General features: G+C 36.3%; 14 protein-coding genes. 13 read left to right on the top strand and 1 reads right to left on the bottom strand.

Features of this window, described 5'->3' with window-relative positions; all coding sequences use genetic code 11:
- Positions 1–73 precede the first annotated feature (73 nt).
- The gene (locus tag RFX69_RS15850; protein WP_001985715.1) at positions 74–376 is read right to left on the bottom strand and encodes a hypothetical protein; all 303 of its coding nucleotides are present in this window, start codon (positions 374–376) and stop codon (positions 74–76) included.
- Between the two features lie 190 nt (positions 377–566).
- On the opposite strand from RFX69_RS15850, the gene ybaK reads away from it, so the two are divergent.
- The 13 genes from ybaK (at position 567) to RFX69_RS15785 (ending at position 16,631) form a co-directional block, all read left to right on the top strand.
- Positions 567–1,031 carry a Cys-tRNA(Pro) deacylase gene (gene ybaK, locus RFX69_RS15845; RefSeq protein ID WP_289332452.1) on the top strand — a complete coding sequence of 155 codons (465 nt, stop codon included), beginning with the start codon at positions 567–569 and terminating at the stop codon, positions 1,029–1,031.
- Positions 1,032–1,404: 373 nt separating this feature from the next.
- Complete coding sequence (locus RFX69_RS15840; RefSeq protein ID WP_289332453.1) at positions 1,405–3,189, top strand: IucA/IucC family siderophore biosynthesis protein; 1,785 nt, start codon at positions 1,405–1,407, stop codon at positions 3,187–3,189.
- Complete coding sequence (locus RFX69_RS15835) at positions 3,182–4,615, top strand: lysine N(6)-hydroxylase/L-ornithine N(5)-oxygenase family protein (protein ID WP_289332454.1); 1,434 nt, start codon at positions 3,182–3,184, stop codon at positions 4,613–4,615. Before RFX69_RS15840 ends, RFX69_RS15835 begins: the two co-directional genes overlap by 8 nt.
- A gap of 20 nt (positions 4,616–4,635) precedes the next feature.
- Positions 4,636–6,075 carry a DHA2 family efflux MFS transporter permease subunit gene (locus RFX69_RS15830; RefSeq protein WP_057051745.1) on the top strand — a complete coding sequence of 480 codons (1,440 nt, stop codon included), beginning with the start codon at positions 4,636–4,638 and terminating at the stop codon, positions 6,073–6,075.
- 11 nt (positions 6,076–6,086) lie between these two features.
- Entirely contained in the window at positions 6,087–7,928 is a 1,842-nt protein-coding gene (locus RFX69_RS15825; RefSeq protein WP_057051744.1) for an IucA/IucC family siderophore biosynthesis protein, read from the top strand.
- A gap of 9 nt (positions 7,929–7,937) precedes the next feature.
- The gene (locus tag RFX69_RS15820) at positions 7,938–9,848 is read left to right on the top strand and encodes an IucA/IucC family siderophore biosynthesis protein (RefSeq protein ID WP_057051743.1); all 1,911 of its coding nucleotides are present in this window, start codon (positions 7,938–7,940) and stop codon (positions 9,846–9,848) included.
- A gap of 12 nt (positions 9,849–9,860) precedes the next feature.
- Positions 9,861–10,631, top strand: a complete 771-nt coding sequence (locus RFX69_RS15815; RefSeq protein WP_001097745.1) for a (2Fe-2S)-binding protein — start codon at positions 9,861–9,863, stop codon at positions 10,629–10,631.
- Positions 10,618–11,235, top strand: coding sequence for an RraA family protein (locus RFX69_RS15810; protein ID WP_001071704.1), 618 nt, complete (start codon positions 10,618–10,620; stop codon positions 11,233–11,235). Before RFX69_RS15815 ends, RFX69_RS15810 begins: the two co-directional genes overlap by 14 nt.
- Positions 11,236–11,320: 85 nt before the next feature.
- Entirely contained in the window at positions 11,321–13,639 is a 2,319-nt protein-coding gene (locus RFX69_RS15805) for a TonB-dependent receptor (RefSeq protein WP_057051742.1), read from the top strand.
- An 84-nt stretch (positions 13,640–13,723) separates the two neighbouring features.
- Positions 13,724–14,017 (top strand): hypothetical protein, encoded by a 294-nt coding sequence (locus RFX69_RS15800; protein ID WP_057051741.1) that lies wholly within the window; start codon positions 13,724–13,726, stop codon positions 14,015–14,017.
- Complete coding sequence (locus RFX69_RS15795; protein WP_057051740.1) at positions 14,018–15,541, top strand: PepSY domain-containing protein; 1,524 nt, start codon at positions 14,018–14,020, stop codon at positions 15,539–15,541.
- Positions 15,538–15,876, top strand: coding sequence for a hypothetical protein (locus RFX69_RS15790; protein WP_000006577.1), 339 nt, complete (start codon positions 15,538–15,540; stop codon positions 15,874–15,876). The genes RFX69_RS15795 and RFX69_RS15790 overlap by 4 nt, the downstream gene beginning before the upstream one ends.
- Before the next feature lie 134 nt (positions 15,877–16,010).
- A complete protein-coding gene (locus RFX69_RS15785; RefSeq protein WP_000956973.1) occupies positions 16,011–16,631 on the top strand; it encodes a GNAT family N-acetyltransferase in 621 nt (206 codons plus the stop codon).
- The last annotated feature ends 286 nt before the right edge of the window (positions 16,632–16,917 follow it).

Here is a 16,917-nt window from a genome sequence, read left to right as displayed (position 1 = left end):
GAGAAAATTAAAATATCTGCCATTCAGAAAAATAAACCACTATAAAACGTCGTATCAGATGCTAACCGTAAAATTACATTTTAAATTGAATTTTCAATTCAGCCTTTTGCATTAAATGTATACGATTAGCTTGAATATGTTGAATAACCATTTGCTTGACGGAATCATGCATAAAACCAAGCGCATGAGCCTTTACAATAACGATGCTAGGCAGTGTATAGAAAAAGTACTTAACATCATCAAAAGTCGCATTATTAAAAATGCCTTGTTCGATTAAGGTCTGCTGTAAAAATTGCTTTTCATTTAATACATGATCTGAAGACTCATCCCAAAAACGGTGACGCATTGCCATCAGATTATTGTGTTTGTAACTCATAAATTCGCCAGTTCAGACTTTAAATCTCAACTAAATATATTGGAGTCATCTACTCAATATCAAGTTTAGATTGTTTTTTGTTCGGTGTAGGTTTGATTTTTCATGTAAATGATGTAAATAGCCTAAGCAAATTTTAAACTTTTCTTAAAATAAATATAATCAATATCATTTCATTAAAATTTAAACTCCTATGACTCCTGCATGTAGACTGTTAAAAAGTAATAAAATCGAATTTTCTATCCATGAGTATGAACATGAGGCAAATGCTAAAAGTTTTGGCTTAGAAGCTGCGGAAAAATTAAACCTTAATGTAAATGAGGTGTTTAAAACACTTCTGGTTACCGATGAGAAAAATTATTTTGTTGCGGTTATACCAGTTAACCATCAACTCAATTTAAAAAAAGTAGCTACGGCAGTGGGGTGTAAAAAATTACAGATGGCAAATCCTAAAGATGCCGAACGGTTAACAGGGTACTTAGTGGGTGGAATTAGTCCTTTAGGCCAAAAGAAACGTTTGAAGACAATAATTGATGCCTCTGCACAAGAGCTCAGTAAAATTTATGTAAGTGGCGGTAAGAGAGGGTTAGATATTGGTGTAAATCCTAAAGATTTAGCACAAATATTAACGGCGCAATTTGTAGACGTACTTGATTAAATTTATGAAAAGAGGACTACTTATTAATTTAAGCAGGAGTGGGTTGGCTCAAATCGGGTTTTATAATGAAAACCTATTGTAAATGAAAAGATTATCATTTAATACTATTGTTAAATTTAGTGAAGAAATTTACATTAAGTAATCACTCTTAGAATAAACATATTTAATTTCAAAAAGTTATTAAAAAAATAAAAATTATTCAGCATGTTGAATAATGAAATGATAATAATTATCATTAATATTATTCTTAGCCTTACATTGGCTGAGTAGAAAAATCATAAACTAAATATGATTAAGCAGTTGTTTTTAACAAATTGTTAAAAAGAAATTTTTTTAAAACAAAAGCTTAAGATTCTGAATAGGATGTAGTCAGATGCAAGAACTTGCCAACCGATTGGCGATACAAAATTTCGTCAACGCTTATATGCAAGAGACTGGCAAAGGATATTTACTTTCTTTTGACCAACAAAGTTCAACTCAACAAGCGTTTAGCTCTGGTTTGACGCTGTTAACTCTTCCTCTTCCTTCTATACAAGCAGAATGTTCTGTACCTTTATCTTATGTAAGTCGTGTAGGACGCCATCGTCTCGCTGCTTTACCGAAAATGTGTATTGATGGTCAATGGCAAAAAATCAGTGCAGGAACCATTGTTAGTCTTTTACTTGAAGAGTTGGTTATTGAATCTCAATTCAAATTAGATGCTGCTTCATTGTTAGAGAAATGGATACAAAGCCGGGACGCGCTACTACAATTCTTAAAACAACGCCACAATGATTTCGATGATTTAGTAAAGGCTGGGCAGAGTTTTATTGAAAGTGAACAGGCATTAATTTTGGGTCATAGTATGCACCCAGCGCCTAAAAGCCGGTATGGTTTTGTTCATGAAGATTGGTTGAAGTTTTCACCTGAACATGCTGGAAAAACCCAGTTACATTATTGGCTTGTTCATCAGAATTATATTGCTGAAGGTTGTGCAACTGAGCAGCCAATTTCAGATCAAGTTAAAGACGCAATCCGTTGGTATTTGTCCGAAAGCGATTTAAACCTGTTAAAGACTCATGTTGAATTTAAATTATTGCCACTACATCCTTGGCAAGCCCGTTATTTACAAGGTAAACCTTGGTTTGAGCAATTAAAACAAACAGGACAGTTAATTGATATCGGTTTACGTGGATGGCAATTTTCACCGACTACATCAATTCGGACCTTGGCAAGTTTTAACGCCCCTTGGATGGTTAAAACTTCACTATCAGTCATGATCACTAATTCAATTCGAGTGAATTTGGCAAAGGAGTGTCACCGTGGCGAAATTTCTTATCGTTTATGGCATAGTGATTTAGGTAAAAAAATATTAAAACAATGCCCAACACTGAAAGCAGTTAATGATCCAGCCTGGATAGCTCTGCAAATAGACGGCGAGATTATTAACGAGACAATTTGTATTTTCCGTGATCAACCATTTGCAGTACAGCAACAAGTCACTTGTATTGCATCTTTATGCCAAGACCATCCAAATAAAGAGTTAAATCGTTTTAATGCTTTATTTGACCAAATTGCTCAGAAAAATCAACAAACGAATTTTAAAGAAATTGCTTTGGATTGGTTTGATCATTTCTTGAAGATTGGCTTGGCTCCGTTAATGTATGTTTATCATAAATACGGTATGGCTTTTGAATCGCATCAACAAAATGTATTGCTTGAGCTAGAAGATGGTTTACCGAAAAATCTCTGGTTACGTGACAACCAAGGCTTTTATTATATTGAAGAGTTTGCAACTGAAATTGTAGAAGCATTACCAGATTTACTAGAAAAAGCTCATGCGGTTGGTCCTAAAGATTTTGTGGATGAACGCTTTAGTTATTATTTCTTTGGCAACACTTTATTTGGTTTGATTAATGCAATTGGAGCAACTGGCTATATCTCTGAAGATGAACTGTTAATCCATTTGCAACAAAATTTACTTCAATTATTAGAGCAATATCCAGATAGCACATTATTACAGGGTTTATTGTTTAACGATTCTTTACCGTATAAAGGCAATTTACTTACACGTTTACATGAATTAGATGAGCTTATTGCTCCATTAGAACATCAGTCTGTGTATGTGCAGCTACCAAATCCACTGTACGTTGAACAGAAGGATGTGAGTTATGCTTGATTTTATTGGAATTGGACTGGGGCCGTTTAATTTAAGTCTGGCTAGTCTGTTACATGATAAAAGCGAGCTGCAATATCGCTTTTTTGATCAGCGTGAGAAATTTGACTGGCATGCTGGTATGCAATTGCCCAATGCGATGTTACAAGTTCCTTTTATGGCTGATTTGGTTAGTATGGTTGAGCCAACCAGCCCTTTTAGTTTTTTAAATTATTTAAAATACCATCAACGTTTATATAAATTCTATTTTAGAGAAAATTTGTATATACCGCGTCAGGAATATAATCATTATTGTCAATGGGTTGTAGAACAACTTAACCATATTGAGTTTAGTAGCCATGTGCTGGATATTAAACCGATTAAAGGTGGATTTGATGTGGAGGTAGTGTGTAATGGGCACCACCAACATTATCGTACTCGACAATTGGTATTGGGAGTGGGTACAACTCCACATTTGCCAGAAAGCTTACAACAGATTTATTCAAAATCAGGAACCTGCCTGCATTCATCAGAATATTTACAGTACAGCTCTCTGAAGTTATCAGGAAATGTAGTTTTAATTGGTTCTGGGCAGTCAGCAGCAGAGATTTTTTTAGATCTATTTGATCGTCAGTATATGAATGGTCGAACTACACCAGACTTTCATCTTTATTGGTTAACCCGTTCTGCTGGTTTCTTTCCCATGGAAAATACACCATTCGGTTTAGAACACTTTAGTCCGGATTACATGCATTATTTTTACCATTTACCATCAGGTTTAAAGGCAGAGTTACCAGCGCAACAAGCAAATTTATATAAAGGTATTAGCAGTAAAACGATACGTGATATTTATGAGCGTTTATATCATCGTAGTATCGGTGGAATGCCTACAGATGTTACGTTAGCTGGACATCATCAACTGCAATATGCAGAGCTTTTAGAAAACCAGAAAACAAAGTTGTGTTTTGAACACCGTCAGCAAAATAAGAATTATATTCTGGAGGCTGATTGTGTTATTGCAGCAACGGGTTATCGTTATCCAAACCCTAAGTTTCTACAAAATTTACAATCTTTGATCATACGAGATCAGGCCGACCATTGGCAGGTGGCTTCAAACTTTAAAGTCAATTATCAAGGTGAGGGATCTATATTTATTCAAAATATGGAAGTTTATCACCACGGCGTAGGTACGCCTGATTTAGGCTTAGGAGCATATAGGGCAGCCACAATTGCAAATCAATTGGTTGGTGAAGAGTTATTCAAACTTGATCATTCTCAGTCATTCCAACAATTTGGAGTGAATGCATCAGCGCAAGAAGAAGTTTCTGTTCGCAATATTGCAGCCTCAAAAATAACCGAGTTTTCAAGACCCTTAAATAAATCAGGGCCAATGCATCATTCTGCTTTGGGAGCGTATGCACGAAGTAAATTATCTGAGCATATTGAATAAGCTGAACAGAGGATATGTGTATGGAACGTTCTTCTGTGTCCGCGGCTCAACCTCATGAGCAAAGTTTACAACGCTACGTACTTCTGACGGTTATGCTTGGTACAGGTACGGTTAGTTTAAATAACAGTAGTTTCAACCCTGCAATACCTCATTTAATGTCCTATTTTCAGGTAGGTGAGGTATGGGCAAGTTGGGTAGTTGTTGCCTTTTTATTAGCAATGAGTATCAGTTTGCCTTTAGCTGGATTCCTAAGCCAGCGTTTTGGTAAGCGGTCAATTTATTTAATTGCCTTATCGGGATTTGCTTTGGCTTCTACAGCAGGTGGTTTATTTAATCAGTTTGAATCGGTGTTGATTGCTAGAGCTCTGCAAGGCTTTTGTAGCGGATTAATGATTCCATTATCTCTTGGACTAATTTTTTCAGTTACGCCAAGTGAACAACGGGGAAGTACAACAGGATTATGGGGTGCCATGATCATGCTAACCTTAGCAGTTGGGCCCATGCTCGGAGCACTGGTTTTGGTATGGCTTAATTGGAAGGCCTTATTTTTTATCAATTTACCTGTTGCTTGTCTGGCATTAATTTTAGGCTATGTTTTTCTACCTAAAGAGCAAGGGGACAATAAGCAAGAGTTTGACTGGGCAGGATTCTTTTTTCTCGGTTCAAGCATAGTTTTATTACTTGGGACACTGAGCCAAATCCATCAAATTCAGGACTTACTTCAACCTCTATATGGTGTGCTTTTAGTTCTAAGTGTGCTGCTTTTTATAAGATTTATTTTTGTACAAAAGAATAAGTCTATGCCATTAATCGAGCCAGCTTTGTTTGCTACGAAGGGTTTCCGCTACAGCTTAGTCATTTGTGTGGCACAAACAGTAGGCTTATTTATTGGCATGTTGCTCATTCCACTATGGATACAGCACCTTCTAAAGTTAAGCCCGCTTTGGACTGGTTTTGCGCTAATGAGCAGTGCAGTAGTTACCGGTATTTGTAGTCAACCTGCCGGAAAATATCTAGATCGTTACGGTGCTGCAAAAATCATGTCTCTTGGACTAATGATTACCGTGGCTTCTTTTCTTTTGCTTGCTTGGGCACCTATACAAAATGTCTGGTTCATTGTGTTTTGTATGATATTACATGGCTTAGGAATGGGACTTTCTTATATGCCATCGACTACGGCAGGTTTGAACAGCTTACGCCAGCAGCAACAGCATCTAGTTACTCAAGCGGCCGCTCTAAATAATTTATTCCGACGTATTTTTGCTGCAGTGGCAGTCGTTATTGCCGCGTTATATCTTCAGCTAAGACAACAATCATTGCCGTTAAATACTCAAGCAATATTTACATCATTTCACACTATGCAGGAAATCTTTGTGTGTTGTGCAATTCTTATACTTTGCACTTTGCCTTTCGCATGGCGTTTTCCTGAACAGTACAGAATCGACCAATTAAAGAAATAGGATTAATAAAAATGGGACAATTACATCCAGTTTTATCAAATACACATGTGATTCAAAATGCTTTACAGGCTTGGAAGCATCCAAATTCGGATCAGGCAAAATATGTTGAGCAACGTGTTATTAAACAATTACTTCAAGCTTTAATTTTTGAAGATATTATTCATTCAGAATATGATGGAAAAAATTTTATTATAGAAGTACAAAATAGTCAGTGCCAAACCATTCGTTATGTCGCTGCAGGGCAAAGACAATATAGTTATAAACTGGTACGCCTCGCCCGCAATCAGGATGTATTTCGTCAAGATGAAAACGGTCATTATCAGATTGCTACTTTAAATTTAGTTATTGATGAAATTCTTAGAACCATAACCGATGCAGCAAAAGTTGAAGATTTTATTTTTGAATTAAAACGAACATTTATTCATGATTTACAGTCTCAAGCATGTTTTGATCACTATGCTTTGCCGGCAATTCAATATCCATATGATATTTTAGAATCATATTTAATGGATGGTCATCCATATCATCCGTGTTACAAGTCACGTGTAGGTTTTAGTTTACAAGACAATGTACGCTATGGGGTAGAGTTCGCCCAACCAATCGCCTTGGTCTGGTTGGCTGTGCATCAGGACATTGTTGCAAAAAAACATTCAGAAGATATAGAGCCAGATTTATTTTTTAAGGAGCAATTGAATTCACAAGACCAAGAGCTATTCCTGCAACATCTCTCAGATCGTGATTTGAAGGCTGATGAATATATTTGGATTCCGGTTCATCCTTGGCAATGGGAAAACCATTTAATTTCTATTTTTGCTGAAGAAATTCTAAATGGCAAAATTGTTTATTTAGGGCAAAGTCAGGATCGCTATTTAGCCCAACAATCTCTACGCACTATGACTAACTTGCAGCATCCGGAAAAGCCTTATATCAAACTGTCCATGAGTCTAACTAACACATCAAGCTCACGTGTTCTGGCAAAACATACAGTAATGAATGGGCCAATTATTACAGACTGGTTGCAACGTTTAATTAAACAGAGCAAAACCGCCCAAGAGCTTGATTTTGCTGTATTACGTGAAGTGTATGGTTTAAGCGTGGATTTTACTAAATTGCCAAAATCACATGCTCAACAGGCCTATGGCACAATTGGATGTCTATGGCGTGAGAGTGTGCATCAATATTTACGTGAAGGTGAAGATGCAATACCGTTAAATGGCGTGAGTCATATCCAAAAAGATGGGCAAGCATTAATTGCACTATGGTTACAGCAATATGGTGTTGAATTATGGACACGTCAACTTTTGAAAGTTGTGATTACTCCTTTGATTCATTTACTTTTTGCGGAGGGAATTGCAACTGAATCACATGGACAAAATATTATTCTTGTACATAAACAAGGTTGGCCAACGCGAGTTCTTTTAAAGGACTTCCATGATGGTGTGCGCTATAGTCCAGCACATTTAGCACACCCTGAATTGGCTCCTGAACTCGATCAGTTGCCGCCTGAGCATGCAAAAACCAACAGTATGTCATTTATTTTGACAGATGATTTAAATGGTATTCGTGATTTTAGCTGTGCCTGTCTGTTTTTTGTCGCTTTAACCGATATTGCAATATTTTTAAATCAAAACTTTGATCTTCCAGAAAAAAATTTTTGGCAATGGGCTGCGGAAGTCATCCAAAATTACCAGCAGCAACATCCAGAGCATGCTTCACGTTACCAATTATTTGATGTTTTTGCCGAAAAATTGCGCATTGAGTCATTAACTAAACGGCGTTTATTTGGCGATCGTAGTATACAAATTAAATTTGTCGATAACCCGTTAGCTCCTTTTAAATTGCAGGTGAAGTGAGATTTATCTATGAATGCACTTCAGCCCGTTTATCAAGTAATGGACCAAGGAATCTTACAGGATTTTATCAATAGTCTTCTGGTTGAAACGATTATCCCTGAACAGTTTATTTTTGATTTTGCGACTGCCCAAACTGCGCTAAATCAACATGGCAAAAATCTTCAAGAAGTATTTAAAAACACGTCTGAACAATTTTCTTTTGTGCTATTACACGAAGAGAGTCGGCAAGGCTTGGTCATGTTTGCGGTACAAAAAGGTATTACTCAAGCCTGGAAGCTTGCTAATGAAACAGAAGTTTTTCTATTGGAACGCACAAATGATCATGTTCAGATCAATGCGATTGGGATAATAGAACTTTTTGAGTTTATTCAAGCGATAGGTCTTTTTAATCATTGTAGTGCTGATAAAGTTCAAGCCTTTTATGAGCAGCTGCAAAAATGTTTAAAGCAATATCATTTATTACAACAGCATCGGGTAAATGCACATGATTTATTGAATCAAAGCTTGGCACATAGATTCCGCATTTTAGAGCAATATGCAGGTTATCGGGACCGCCCATATCATCCTTTAGCCAAATTAAAAGAAGGTCTCAGTCAGCAAGAGTATATACAATATTGTCCGGAATTTGCTCAAGAATTATCTATTCATTGGGTGGCTGTACATAAGGATAAAATGATGTTTGGTGAAGGGGTAGAAAATATTTTCAAACAACAGCCAAGCGAAATTTTTATTCCTCGTTCTGAGCGATATCAATTAAAACAGGAAATGTTTCAACGTGGGTTAAATGAAACCCACATTGCAATGCCAATTCATCCTTGGCAATTTGAGCATTTATTTCCCAAGTTCTATGCGGATGATATTGCCGACGGTGTTTGTCATCCTTTGAATTTTATCTCTAAAGGAATGTATGCCAGTGCGTCTATGCGTAGCCTCTTATCAAAAAATGTTTTAGAAGAAAGTCTAAAATTACCGATAGGAATTAAAGCTCTTGGTTCATTAAGATTTTTGCCTATTGTGAAAATGATTAATGGTGAAAAAAATCAGAAATTATTACAGCAAGCCAAGGCAAAAGATGCTGTCTTAAAACAAAAATTATGGCTTTGTGAAGAAACACAATGGTGGTCATATTTACCCGAGAAGCAAAATGACCGGACAGCAGACAATGAGTGGTTATTTGTAGAGAAACCTACCCATTTGGCAGCTCAGCGCCGTCATATTCCAGCTGAATTATTGCAAGAACCTTATCAACTTATACCAATGGCAAGTCTTGGACATACAATTATGGGTGAGCCTGCCATTTTTGATTATATTTTGCAGCTTCAACACAAGGAAATAAACTCCAAGCAGATACTTATCGAGTTTGAGAAACTGTGTACATGTTTCTTTGATGTAAATTTGCGATTATTCCGCTTAGGGCTTATGGGTGAAATTCATGGGCAAAACATATGTCTTGTGTTGAAAAATGGCGAATTTGATGGATTGATGTTCCGTGATCATGATTCATTACGTATTTATTTACCTTGGGTAGAGCAAAGCGGATTGAAAGATCCTAATTATTTGAGTCCCCATGATTTTAGAAATACGCTTTATCATGAATCGGTAGAGGCTCTGTTATTTTATATTCAAACTTTAGGTATTCAGGTTAATCTAGGGTGTATTGTTGATAATTTAGCGAGTCATTATCAAATTGAAGTTAAGAATCTATGGTCTGTACTTGCTCATGCGTTACAGCAAGTTATTCAAAATCTAAACTTCCAGCCAGAGATTTTGACTCAGCTCCAACATTTACTATTTGAAGTGCCTGAATGGCCATATAAGCAGTTACTTCGACCTTTGCTAGAACAAGATACACGGATTGGTAGTATGCCATCGGGAATTGGGAAAACCCGAAACCCACTTTGGTATGCCTTAAATTGTTAGTGATATCTGACGATGAATACGTCTTTTAAAATACAGGCAGAGAAGTGCGCAACTCTGCCTATATTGCAACAGCGTCTGAAATTAAATGTTCAAATACTACCTGAAAGTTCAACAACCTTAGATTGTCTGTTGAATGATGATGTATGTCGACAGGTGTTACAGGATTTTGCAACACGTATTCATGCTAAAAATCTAACTTGTGCGACCTCATTGTTTGTCAAATATTGGTGTACAAGTTGGATCTTACCTTTTTTATATTGCCATGCAGCTGTTTTGCCATTTGTAAAATGGGATAGTTCAGCATTAGTTATAGACTTGCCGGAACAATGGTATTGGGATAGGACTTTACAGTTAAACCAAACAAGTTTTTATTCTTTTCAGATTATACATTTGCAAGAGTTTAATGACTTGATAGAACAACTTAATCTGTTATTTAAGCAGTTAGCGAAAATAGGTCGTGTACCTTATGTATTACTCTGGGAAAATGTAGCTGTTCGAGTAGTACAGTTTTATCATTCTTTTACAAAGCAAAATCTAAATCCGGATATACAGTCTCGGTTAGAACGGCAAAAACAATTCTTTAAGTCAAAAACTGCCGAAAGTTTTTATTTAACTGAAAATCCATTTATGCGTTTATGGAATGGATGGCATCCAGAATTTAATACTTTTATGAGACAAAAATGCTGTTTCTATTTTCAGCTCGAAGAGGCTGAGCAAACCTTATGCCGTAATTGTCCCTTACGTTTAAAAGAAATCGGAAAATTTAAAGATGAATCAAATTGATACTTCTAAAGCACTTGTTACAGCATATAAAGAAATAGCAACCTCTACTATTGGTCATGTACTTGATCAGGGATATATTCCACAGGTATTCCCCTTAAGACCTGAAGATAAGGTGGTAGGGATTGTACGTACGGTTCGGATTGAGTCGATCAATGCGAGTGGTTTAAGACAAGTCTTGATGAGTTGTCAACCAAATGAAGTTCTCGTTATTGATGCAAGATATGATCTACAACGTGCTTGCTGGGGAGAGCAAAGGAGTGTAGCCGCTATACACTGTGGTCTGGCTGGGGTTGTGGTCTTAGGTGCTATTACAGATCGGCAGGCTTTACTTAAACTCAAACTTCCTATATTTGCTCATACAACCAGTTGTTTAACCACTCGTAATGAAGGGGAAAGTCTCGTTGAAATAGATGCCAAGATTCATATTAATCATACCATTGTACAAACTGGAGATCTGATTGTAGGGGATGCAGATGGAATATTTATAATAAAAATGGATGTGGCACAGCAATATTTAAAAGAATTTCAAATACTTGAGCAAAATGAACAAAATAAGAAAAATGAATTCTTTTTAAAAAATAAGATAGATGACTATTATTTTTAATAAAAATCATTCTCATTAATGTTCGTATTTAGTATGATGTCGTGCCTCTTGAAAAATCGTTGAGTAACATTTGGGCTAGGGAGAAATGGAAAAAATGAATGTAAACAATAAGATTGGGGTTAAATCACGTAATCACATACGTTCAAAACAAGTACTTTTTAAGATGACACCTTGTTGTCTTGCCATATCGGCTATTTTTGCACAGCAGGCTTATGCAGAAACCGTAACTCAAACGGCTGAAGTAAGCGAAAATGCAACACAAAAACCAGTAACCCAATTGCAAAAGATTGTAGTAACTGCGACTCGTACACCAAAAAATATTGCAGAGATTGCAGGTACAGTTCAATCTATTGATCAGAAACAAATTATCCAGCAAGCTACGGCGGGTCGTAAAGTTGCTGATATTCTTGCTCAACTTGTACCATCTCTTGCATCAAGTAGTGGAACAACAAGTAATTATGGTCAGACAATGCGTGGACGAAACGTATTAGTCATGATCGATGGCGTTTCGCAAACAGGTTCTCGCGATGTTTCTCGTCAATTAAATAGTATTAGTCCTGGTATGATTGAACGCATTGAAGTAATTTCAGGTGCGACTAGTATTTATGGGTCAGGTGCTACTGGCGGTATTATTAATATTATTACTAAAAGAGCAGATACATCTAAACCACTTAGCTTTGAAACAAAAGTAGGCATTACATCTTCAGATACATTCCGTAGTGACGGCTTAGCTTATGAAGTCGGACAATCTGTCTCATTTAATAAAGGCAATATGGATGGTTTCTTAGGGGCTAATTTTACAAGTAGAGGGTCTCAATTTGATGGAAATGGCGATAGAATTTCCTTAAGCCCTTGGCAAGGTAGTACGATGGACACTGATACTATCGATGTAAATGGGCGTTTAAATTTCAATTTAAATGATACTCAGACATTGAGCTTTGGTGCCCAGTACTATAAAGATAAGCAGGATACTGACTACGGACCTGATTACTCTTATTTACCGACAACCTCTAAGAGTAATGATGCTACAACGCCAACTTATAAGGCAATTAAAGGTTTAAAGCTTAGTAATCCATTATTTACCGAGCGTTATGCTGTTAATTCACAGTATCAAAATCAAGACTTTTTAGGCCAAATACTAAATGTTGAAGCATATTATAGAAATGAAAAATCACGTTTCTTCCCATATGGCTTATCAAATAAATCCGTGACTTCTGTAAACCAGTCTCAATCAGAAATTGAAGTAGCTGGATTACGTTCAACTATGCAAACCGATCTTAATATTGCCAATCGGGATATGAAAATAACCTATGGCCTTGATTATGATTGGGAAAAAGATAAGCAATTTGTTGATATTTTGGCAACTCAATATCCTTATTTAGTGTATACGCCAACAGGCCAACGTAAAGGTTATGGACCAAATACTGAAATTCAAAATATTGGGGCATTTGTTCAAAGCGATTATGCAGTTACGGATAAATTGAACTTGCAAGCAGGTATTCGTTACCAATATATTCAAGCGGATACCGATGCTTATATTCCTAGCCGAGAGACAACAATGGTTCCGGCAGGATCAACACATGATGATAAGCCGTTATTTAATTTAGGTGCAGTTTATAAACTTACAGATGCACAGCAGGTATATGCTAATTTCTCTCAGGGCTTTAGTTTCCCTGACGTACAACGTATGTTGCGCGATGTTTCTACTTATACCGTTTCAACAGCAAATCTACAGCCAATTACAGTAAATAGTTATGAACTAGGTTGGCGTTTGAATCAGGATGATGGCCTAAATCTGGGATTGACTGGTTTTTACAATACTTCGGATAAAACTGTCCAATTCAACAATCGTGCAGCAAAGGTTGTAGATACAGATCAAAGAGTATACGGGGCGGAAGCAACTATTAGTTATCCATTTATGGAAAATTATAAGGTCGGTGGCACTTTAGGATATACCCGTGGTCAGTATAAAGACGTGGCGAATAAATGGCATGAATTAAACTCATTTACGGTTGCTCCTGTGAAAGGAACTCTTTTTGCTGAATGGGATAATAATGAAGGGTATGGTGTTCGTGTTCAGATGCAAGCTATTAAAGGAACAAATAAAGCTTATAAAGATGACCGTGAATTAGCCGCATTTGCAACAACTCAAGATGAAGCTTTCAGAAAAGCTGTAGAGAATGACGCAAATAGTGCTGCGCAAATCAAAGGTTATACCACTATGGATGTATTAGCACATTTCCCGGCTTGGAAAGGTCGTGTAGATTTTGGCGTCTATAATGTGTGGAACCGTCAGTATCGAACAGTATTTGCTCAGCAAGCAGCCGTCTCTAATGCTAATCCGTTGTTAGCAATCCCTGCAGAAGGCCGTACTTATGGTTTAAGTTATACTTTTAACTATTAATGCAACTAACGAAAGAGATGCCTGTATAGAGCAGGTATTTCTTTCAATCAAATCTGGCATATTTAAATTTTTAAGGCCATTTAAATGAGTCATCTAAAAAAACAAGAAAATTTTAATTTTACCTATAGCAGGATCTTTTTTATCTGTTTAGCCGCTTATTGCTACAGTTCATGGCTCAGCCTTGTTTTGGCCAAATGGTTACCTTTTGCTAAAGCAGAGAATGTTTATTTTTCGGTATTTATCAGTTTTATCTTTTTTATTTTTTATATTGTCTTTATGAGTTCCATTTTATCAAAACTATGGTTTTGGATGATCAATAGCTTAGGCGTAGCGTTACTAGTGAGCTATTGGCTATTAGCTAAATGGGGAGTGGCTTAAATGAATTTTCGTCAAATTCAGGCAATACTACATAGTTGGTTTGGAATTATTGTCCTTTGGGTTATCTTTTTCATTTTTTTTACGGGCTCTATTGCTTATTTTCGGACGGAAATTAATGTTTGGGCACAGCCAGAAGCAATCAGCCATATTCAAACAATCCCTTCTGCACAACATTCTGCGCAAACTGCGTTTAACTATCTCAATCAACATGCACCAAATGCCAAAAGATGGCGAGTTACAGTAGCCAATGAGCGGATGCCTGTGAACCTACTTCAATGGCAGGATAAAGAGGGGAAACATCAAGAGCTACAAAACCCTAATACCGGTGAGCTATTGGGGCCTGTACGGAAGACTTTGGGTGGAGATTTCTTTTTCAAACTACATTACACGCTTTATCCTTTGCCAAGCACGTTCGGTAGCTTAGTTGTAGCAGTTGTTGCTTTAATTCTATTAATTAGTTTAATCACAGGTGTGATTACACATAAGAAAATTATTAAAGAGTTTTTTACATTTAGGGCTTTTAAAGGACAGCGTTCTTTATTAGATCTTCATCACATAACAGGAGTTATCACTTTTCCTTTTTATTTGGTGATGGCCTTTACTGGGCTGTTAATTTTATTTTATCTAGTTTTACCGTGGGGGTTATCGGAACAATATGGTAAAGCTGGTATACCAAAGTTCTATAATGAAATGCAGTTTACCGAGATGGCAAAACCTCGAGAACCTTCCTTAACAGAAGCGATGCAACCTTTTAATCATTTCATGGAACAAATGCCTAAACGAACAGAATCAGGAGCTATTTTAGATAAATTTGAAGTTCAAAAACCTAATACAGCAGATGGGGTGATTACATTTGACTATAACTATAAAAATATTATTACCTTAAATACACCTCAATATATTTTTGCAACAAATACGGCTGAACGACTCAATCAGCCACGAAATTTAAGTGCAATTGCACAATTAGGTTCATCAAGTTATGGGATTCATTTAGGTTACTTTGCTTCTATCTGGATGCGTTTTATTTTGGCTTGTTTAGGAATAATAGGATGTGTCATGTTGGTTGCAGGCGCATTATTATGGCAAAAAAAGCGCATCAAAGAACAAAAGAAATTTGGATATAGATTAGTACAGCATTTGAACTTTTTTACTTTCTTAGGGCTGCCTTTTGCCTCAGCCTTTTATTTAATGGTTGGTCGGATTATACCTGCTTCATTTGAGCCGAGGGAACTATACGAGGTTTCTGCATTTTATATAGCATGGCTATTAAGCTTATTGATTAGCTTTAGCTACTCAATAAGGAAGGGAATAATCATCATGCTATATATTACGGCTGCTGTTTTATTGCTTATTCCTGTTATTAGTGTCGTTCTGGTACCAGAAGCCTCTTTATTAAATAATTTAAAGTCTGTGCATTGGTCTCTCGCTGGTGTTGATCTGGCGCTCATACTGCTCGGGTTATTCTATTTAGTAGTACTACGCTTCTACCAAACCAAATTTATTACGTTAGGAGAGGCCAAATGAGCTTTGCATCATTATTTTGGGCTATTGCTGCCATAATGCAAGCATGTATGCTCAGCCAATTTGGTCAGAAAAAGCTTCAATATAGCTGGCTTAAAAGTACATCTAGACGAATTTTATATGGAACAACCATATTATTTTTGCTTAGTTCATTGTTTTTGAATTGCTCCTTTGAAGGAAGCTCAGTAGGAGTCTTATCATGGTTTTTTGCCATCATCACAACCGCTTTCTTTTTGCAAATTATTGTTTTTTATTTTTTTAGAAAATATTTTATTCCTATTTGGTTAATGGTAATCGTCGTTGCAATTATTTTCTCGATTGTTGAGTTGGTACCTTAAATATTAGCAGGGGAAAGCTGAATTTTTTGTCCATAATTTATGCAATAAAAAAAATAGTAAAAATAAGCTTGCATCTTAAATAAAAATGATTATCATTATCAATTATAGGTTATGTCATAGCAAGGACCGTTATAATGCTTACGCTTTCACAAAAGCTCCCAGATTATTTTGAATATATTGAAAATGATGTTAGCTACTCATTACGTCAGGTTCAGTATCCTCAAGATATACCACTATTACACCGCTGGATGCATGAGCCACACGTTATTCCTCAGTGGCAATTAAATAAAAGCGAAATAGAACTCAAAGTTTATTTTGAAAAAATGCTAGCTGATGATCATCAACGTTTAATGATTGTAGGAATCAATGGTCAAGACGTGGGGTATGCCGAAATTTATGAAGGGAAGCGTGATCGCCTAGCTCGTTATTATAAAGGTGAAGACAATGATTTAGGTTGGCATTTACTATTTGGGGAGAAATCTGCTTTTGGTCAAGGCTTTTTGCGCCCAACAATTCGTTTATTGAATTTCTATATTTTTGAAAATTCCCCAACAAATAGAATTGTAGGAGAGCCAGATCATACAGTGAAGCCTTATGCGGCCGTAGTAGAAGACATGTGCTATGAAGAGCAGGGCTTAATTCCAATGCCGGAAAAAACGGCAATGTTGTATTACTGTTTCCGTGAAAAGTTCTATGACAGATTTTTTGAGTTATACCAGGCATCGCAACAAAAATTACAGCAAAAAGCGAGTTAATTTCTGGTATGGGTAGACCTGCAAGACATAATAAAAACAATGCAGGTTTGTTTAGCAGTAAATGGACCTAAGAAAAATAAACATGATCAGCGCATAAAAAGAAGAAGCAAAAGTAGCAAGCGAGGAAGGCTTGCTACTTTTGTGTTTAAACTCAGTTTCAGAATTATTTATATTGTTCAACCTTTTTGAGTTTTTAACTCTTCTCAGTAACAGATTGCTTATATTTTTGATTAAAAAATAACCACTAATGTTTCATTTATTATCATCCTGCCTTTTTTAGCAATTT

The sequence above is a fragment of the Acinetobacter sp. 148 genome (genome assembly GCF_031196675.1).
GTDB lineage: Bacteria > Pseudomonadota > Gammaproteobacteria > Pseudomonadales > Moraxellaceae > Acinetobacter > Acinetobacter baumannii.
This window is presented reverse-complemented; position numbering and strand designations above follow the sequence as displayed.

Coding starts and splice junctions, on each gene's coding strand:
- RFX69_RS15795 (WP_057051740.1), top strand. CDS start 14,018: ATGAATTTTCGTCAAATTCAGGCAATACTACATAGTTGGTTTGGAATT.
- RFX69_RS15815 (WP_001097745.1), top strand. CDS start 9,861: ATGAATACGTCTTTTAAAATACAGGCAGAGAAGTGCGCAACTCTGCCT.
- RFX69_RS15850 (WP_001985715.1), bottom strand. CDS start 376: ATGAGTTACAAACACAATAATCTGATGGCAATGCGTCACCGTTTTTGG.
- RFX69_RS15790 (WP_000006577.1), top strand. CDS start 15,538: ATGAGCTTTGCATCATTATTTTGGGCTATTGCTGCCATAATGCAAGCA.
- RFX69_RS15810 (WP_001071704.1), top strand. CDS start 10,618: ATGAATCAAATTGATACTTCTAAAGCACTTGTTACAGCATATAAAGAA.
- RFX69_RS15805 (WP_057051742.1), top strand. CDS start 11,321: ATGGAAAAAATGAATGTAAACAATAAGATTGGGGTTAAATCACGTAAT.
- RFX69_RS15825 (WP_057051744.1), top strand. CDS start 6,087: ATGGGACAATTACATCCAGTTTTATCAAATACACATGTGATTCAAAAT.
- RFX69_RS15785 (WP_000956973.1), top strand. CDS start 16,011: ATGCTTACGCTTTCACAAAAGCTCCCAGATTATTTTGAATATATTGAA.
- RFX69_RS15835 (WP_289332454.1), top strand. CDS start 3,182: ATGCTTGATTTTATTGGAATTGGACTGGGGCCGTTTAATTTAAGTCTG.
- RFX69_RS15800 (WP_057051741.1), top strand. CDS start 13,724: ATGAGTCATCTAAAAAAACAAGAAAATTTTAATTTTACCTATAGCAGG.
- ybaK (WP_289332452.1), top strand. CDS start 567: ATGACTCCTGCATGTAGACTGTTAAAAAGTAATAAAATCGAATTTTCT.
- RFX69_RS15830 (WP_057051745.1), top strand. CDS start 4,636: ATGGAACGTTCTTCTGTGTCCGCGGCTCAACCTCATGAGCAAAGTTTA.
- RFX69_RS15820 (WP_057051743.1), top strand. CDS start 7,938: ATGAATGCACTTCAGCCCGTTTATCAAGTAATGGACCAAGGAATCTTA.
- RFX69_RS15840 (WP_289332453.1), top strand. CDS start 1,405: ATGCAAGAACTTGCCAACCGATTGGCGATACAAAATTTCGTCAACGCT.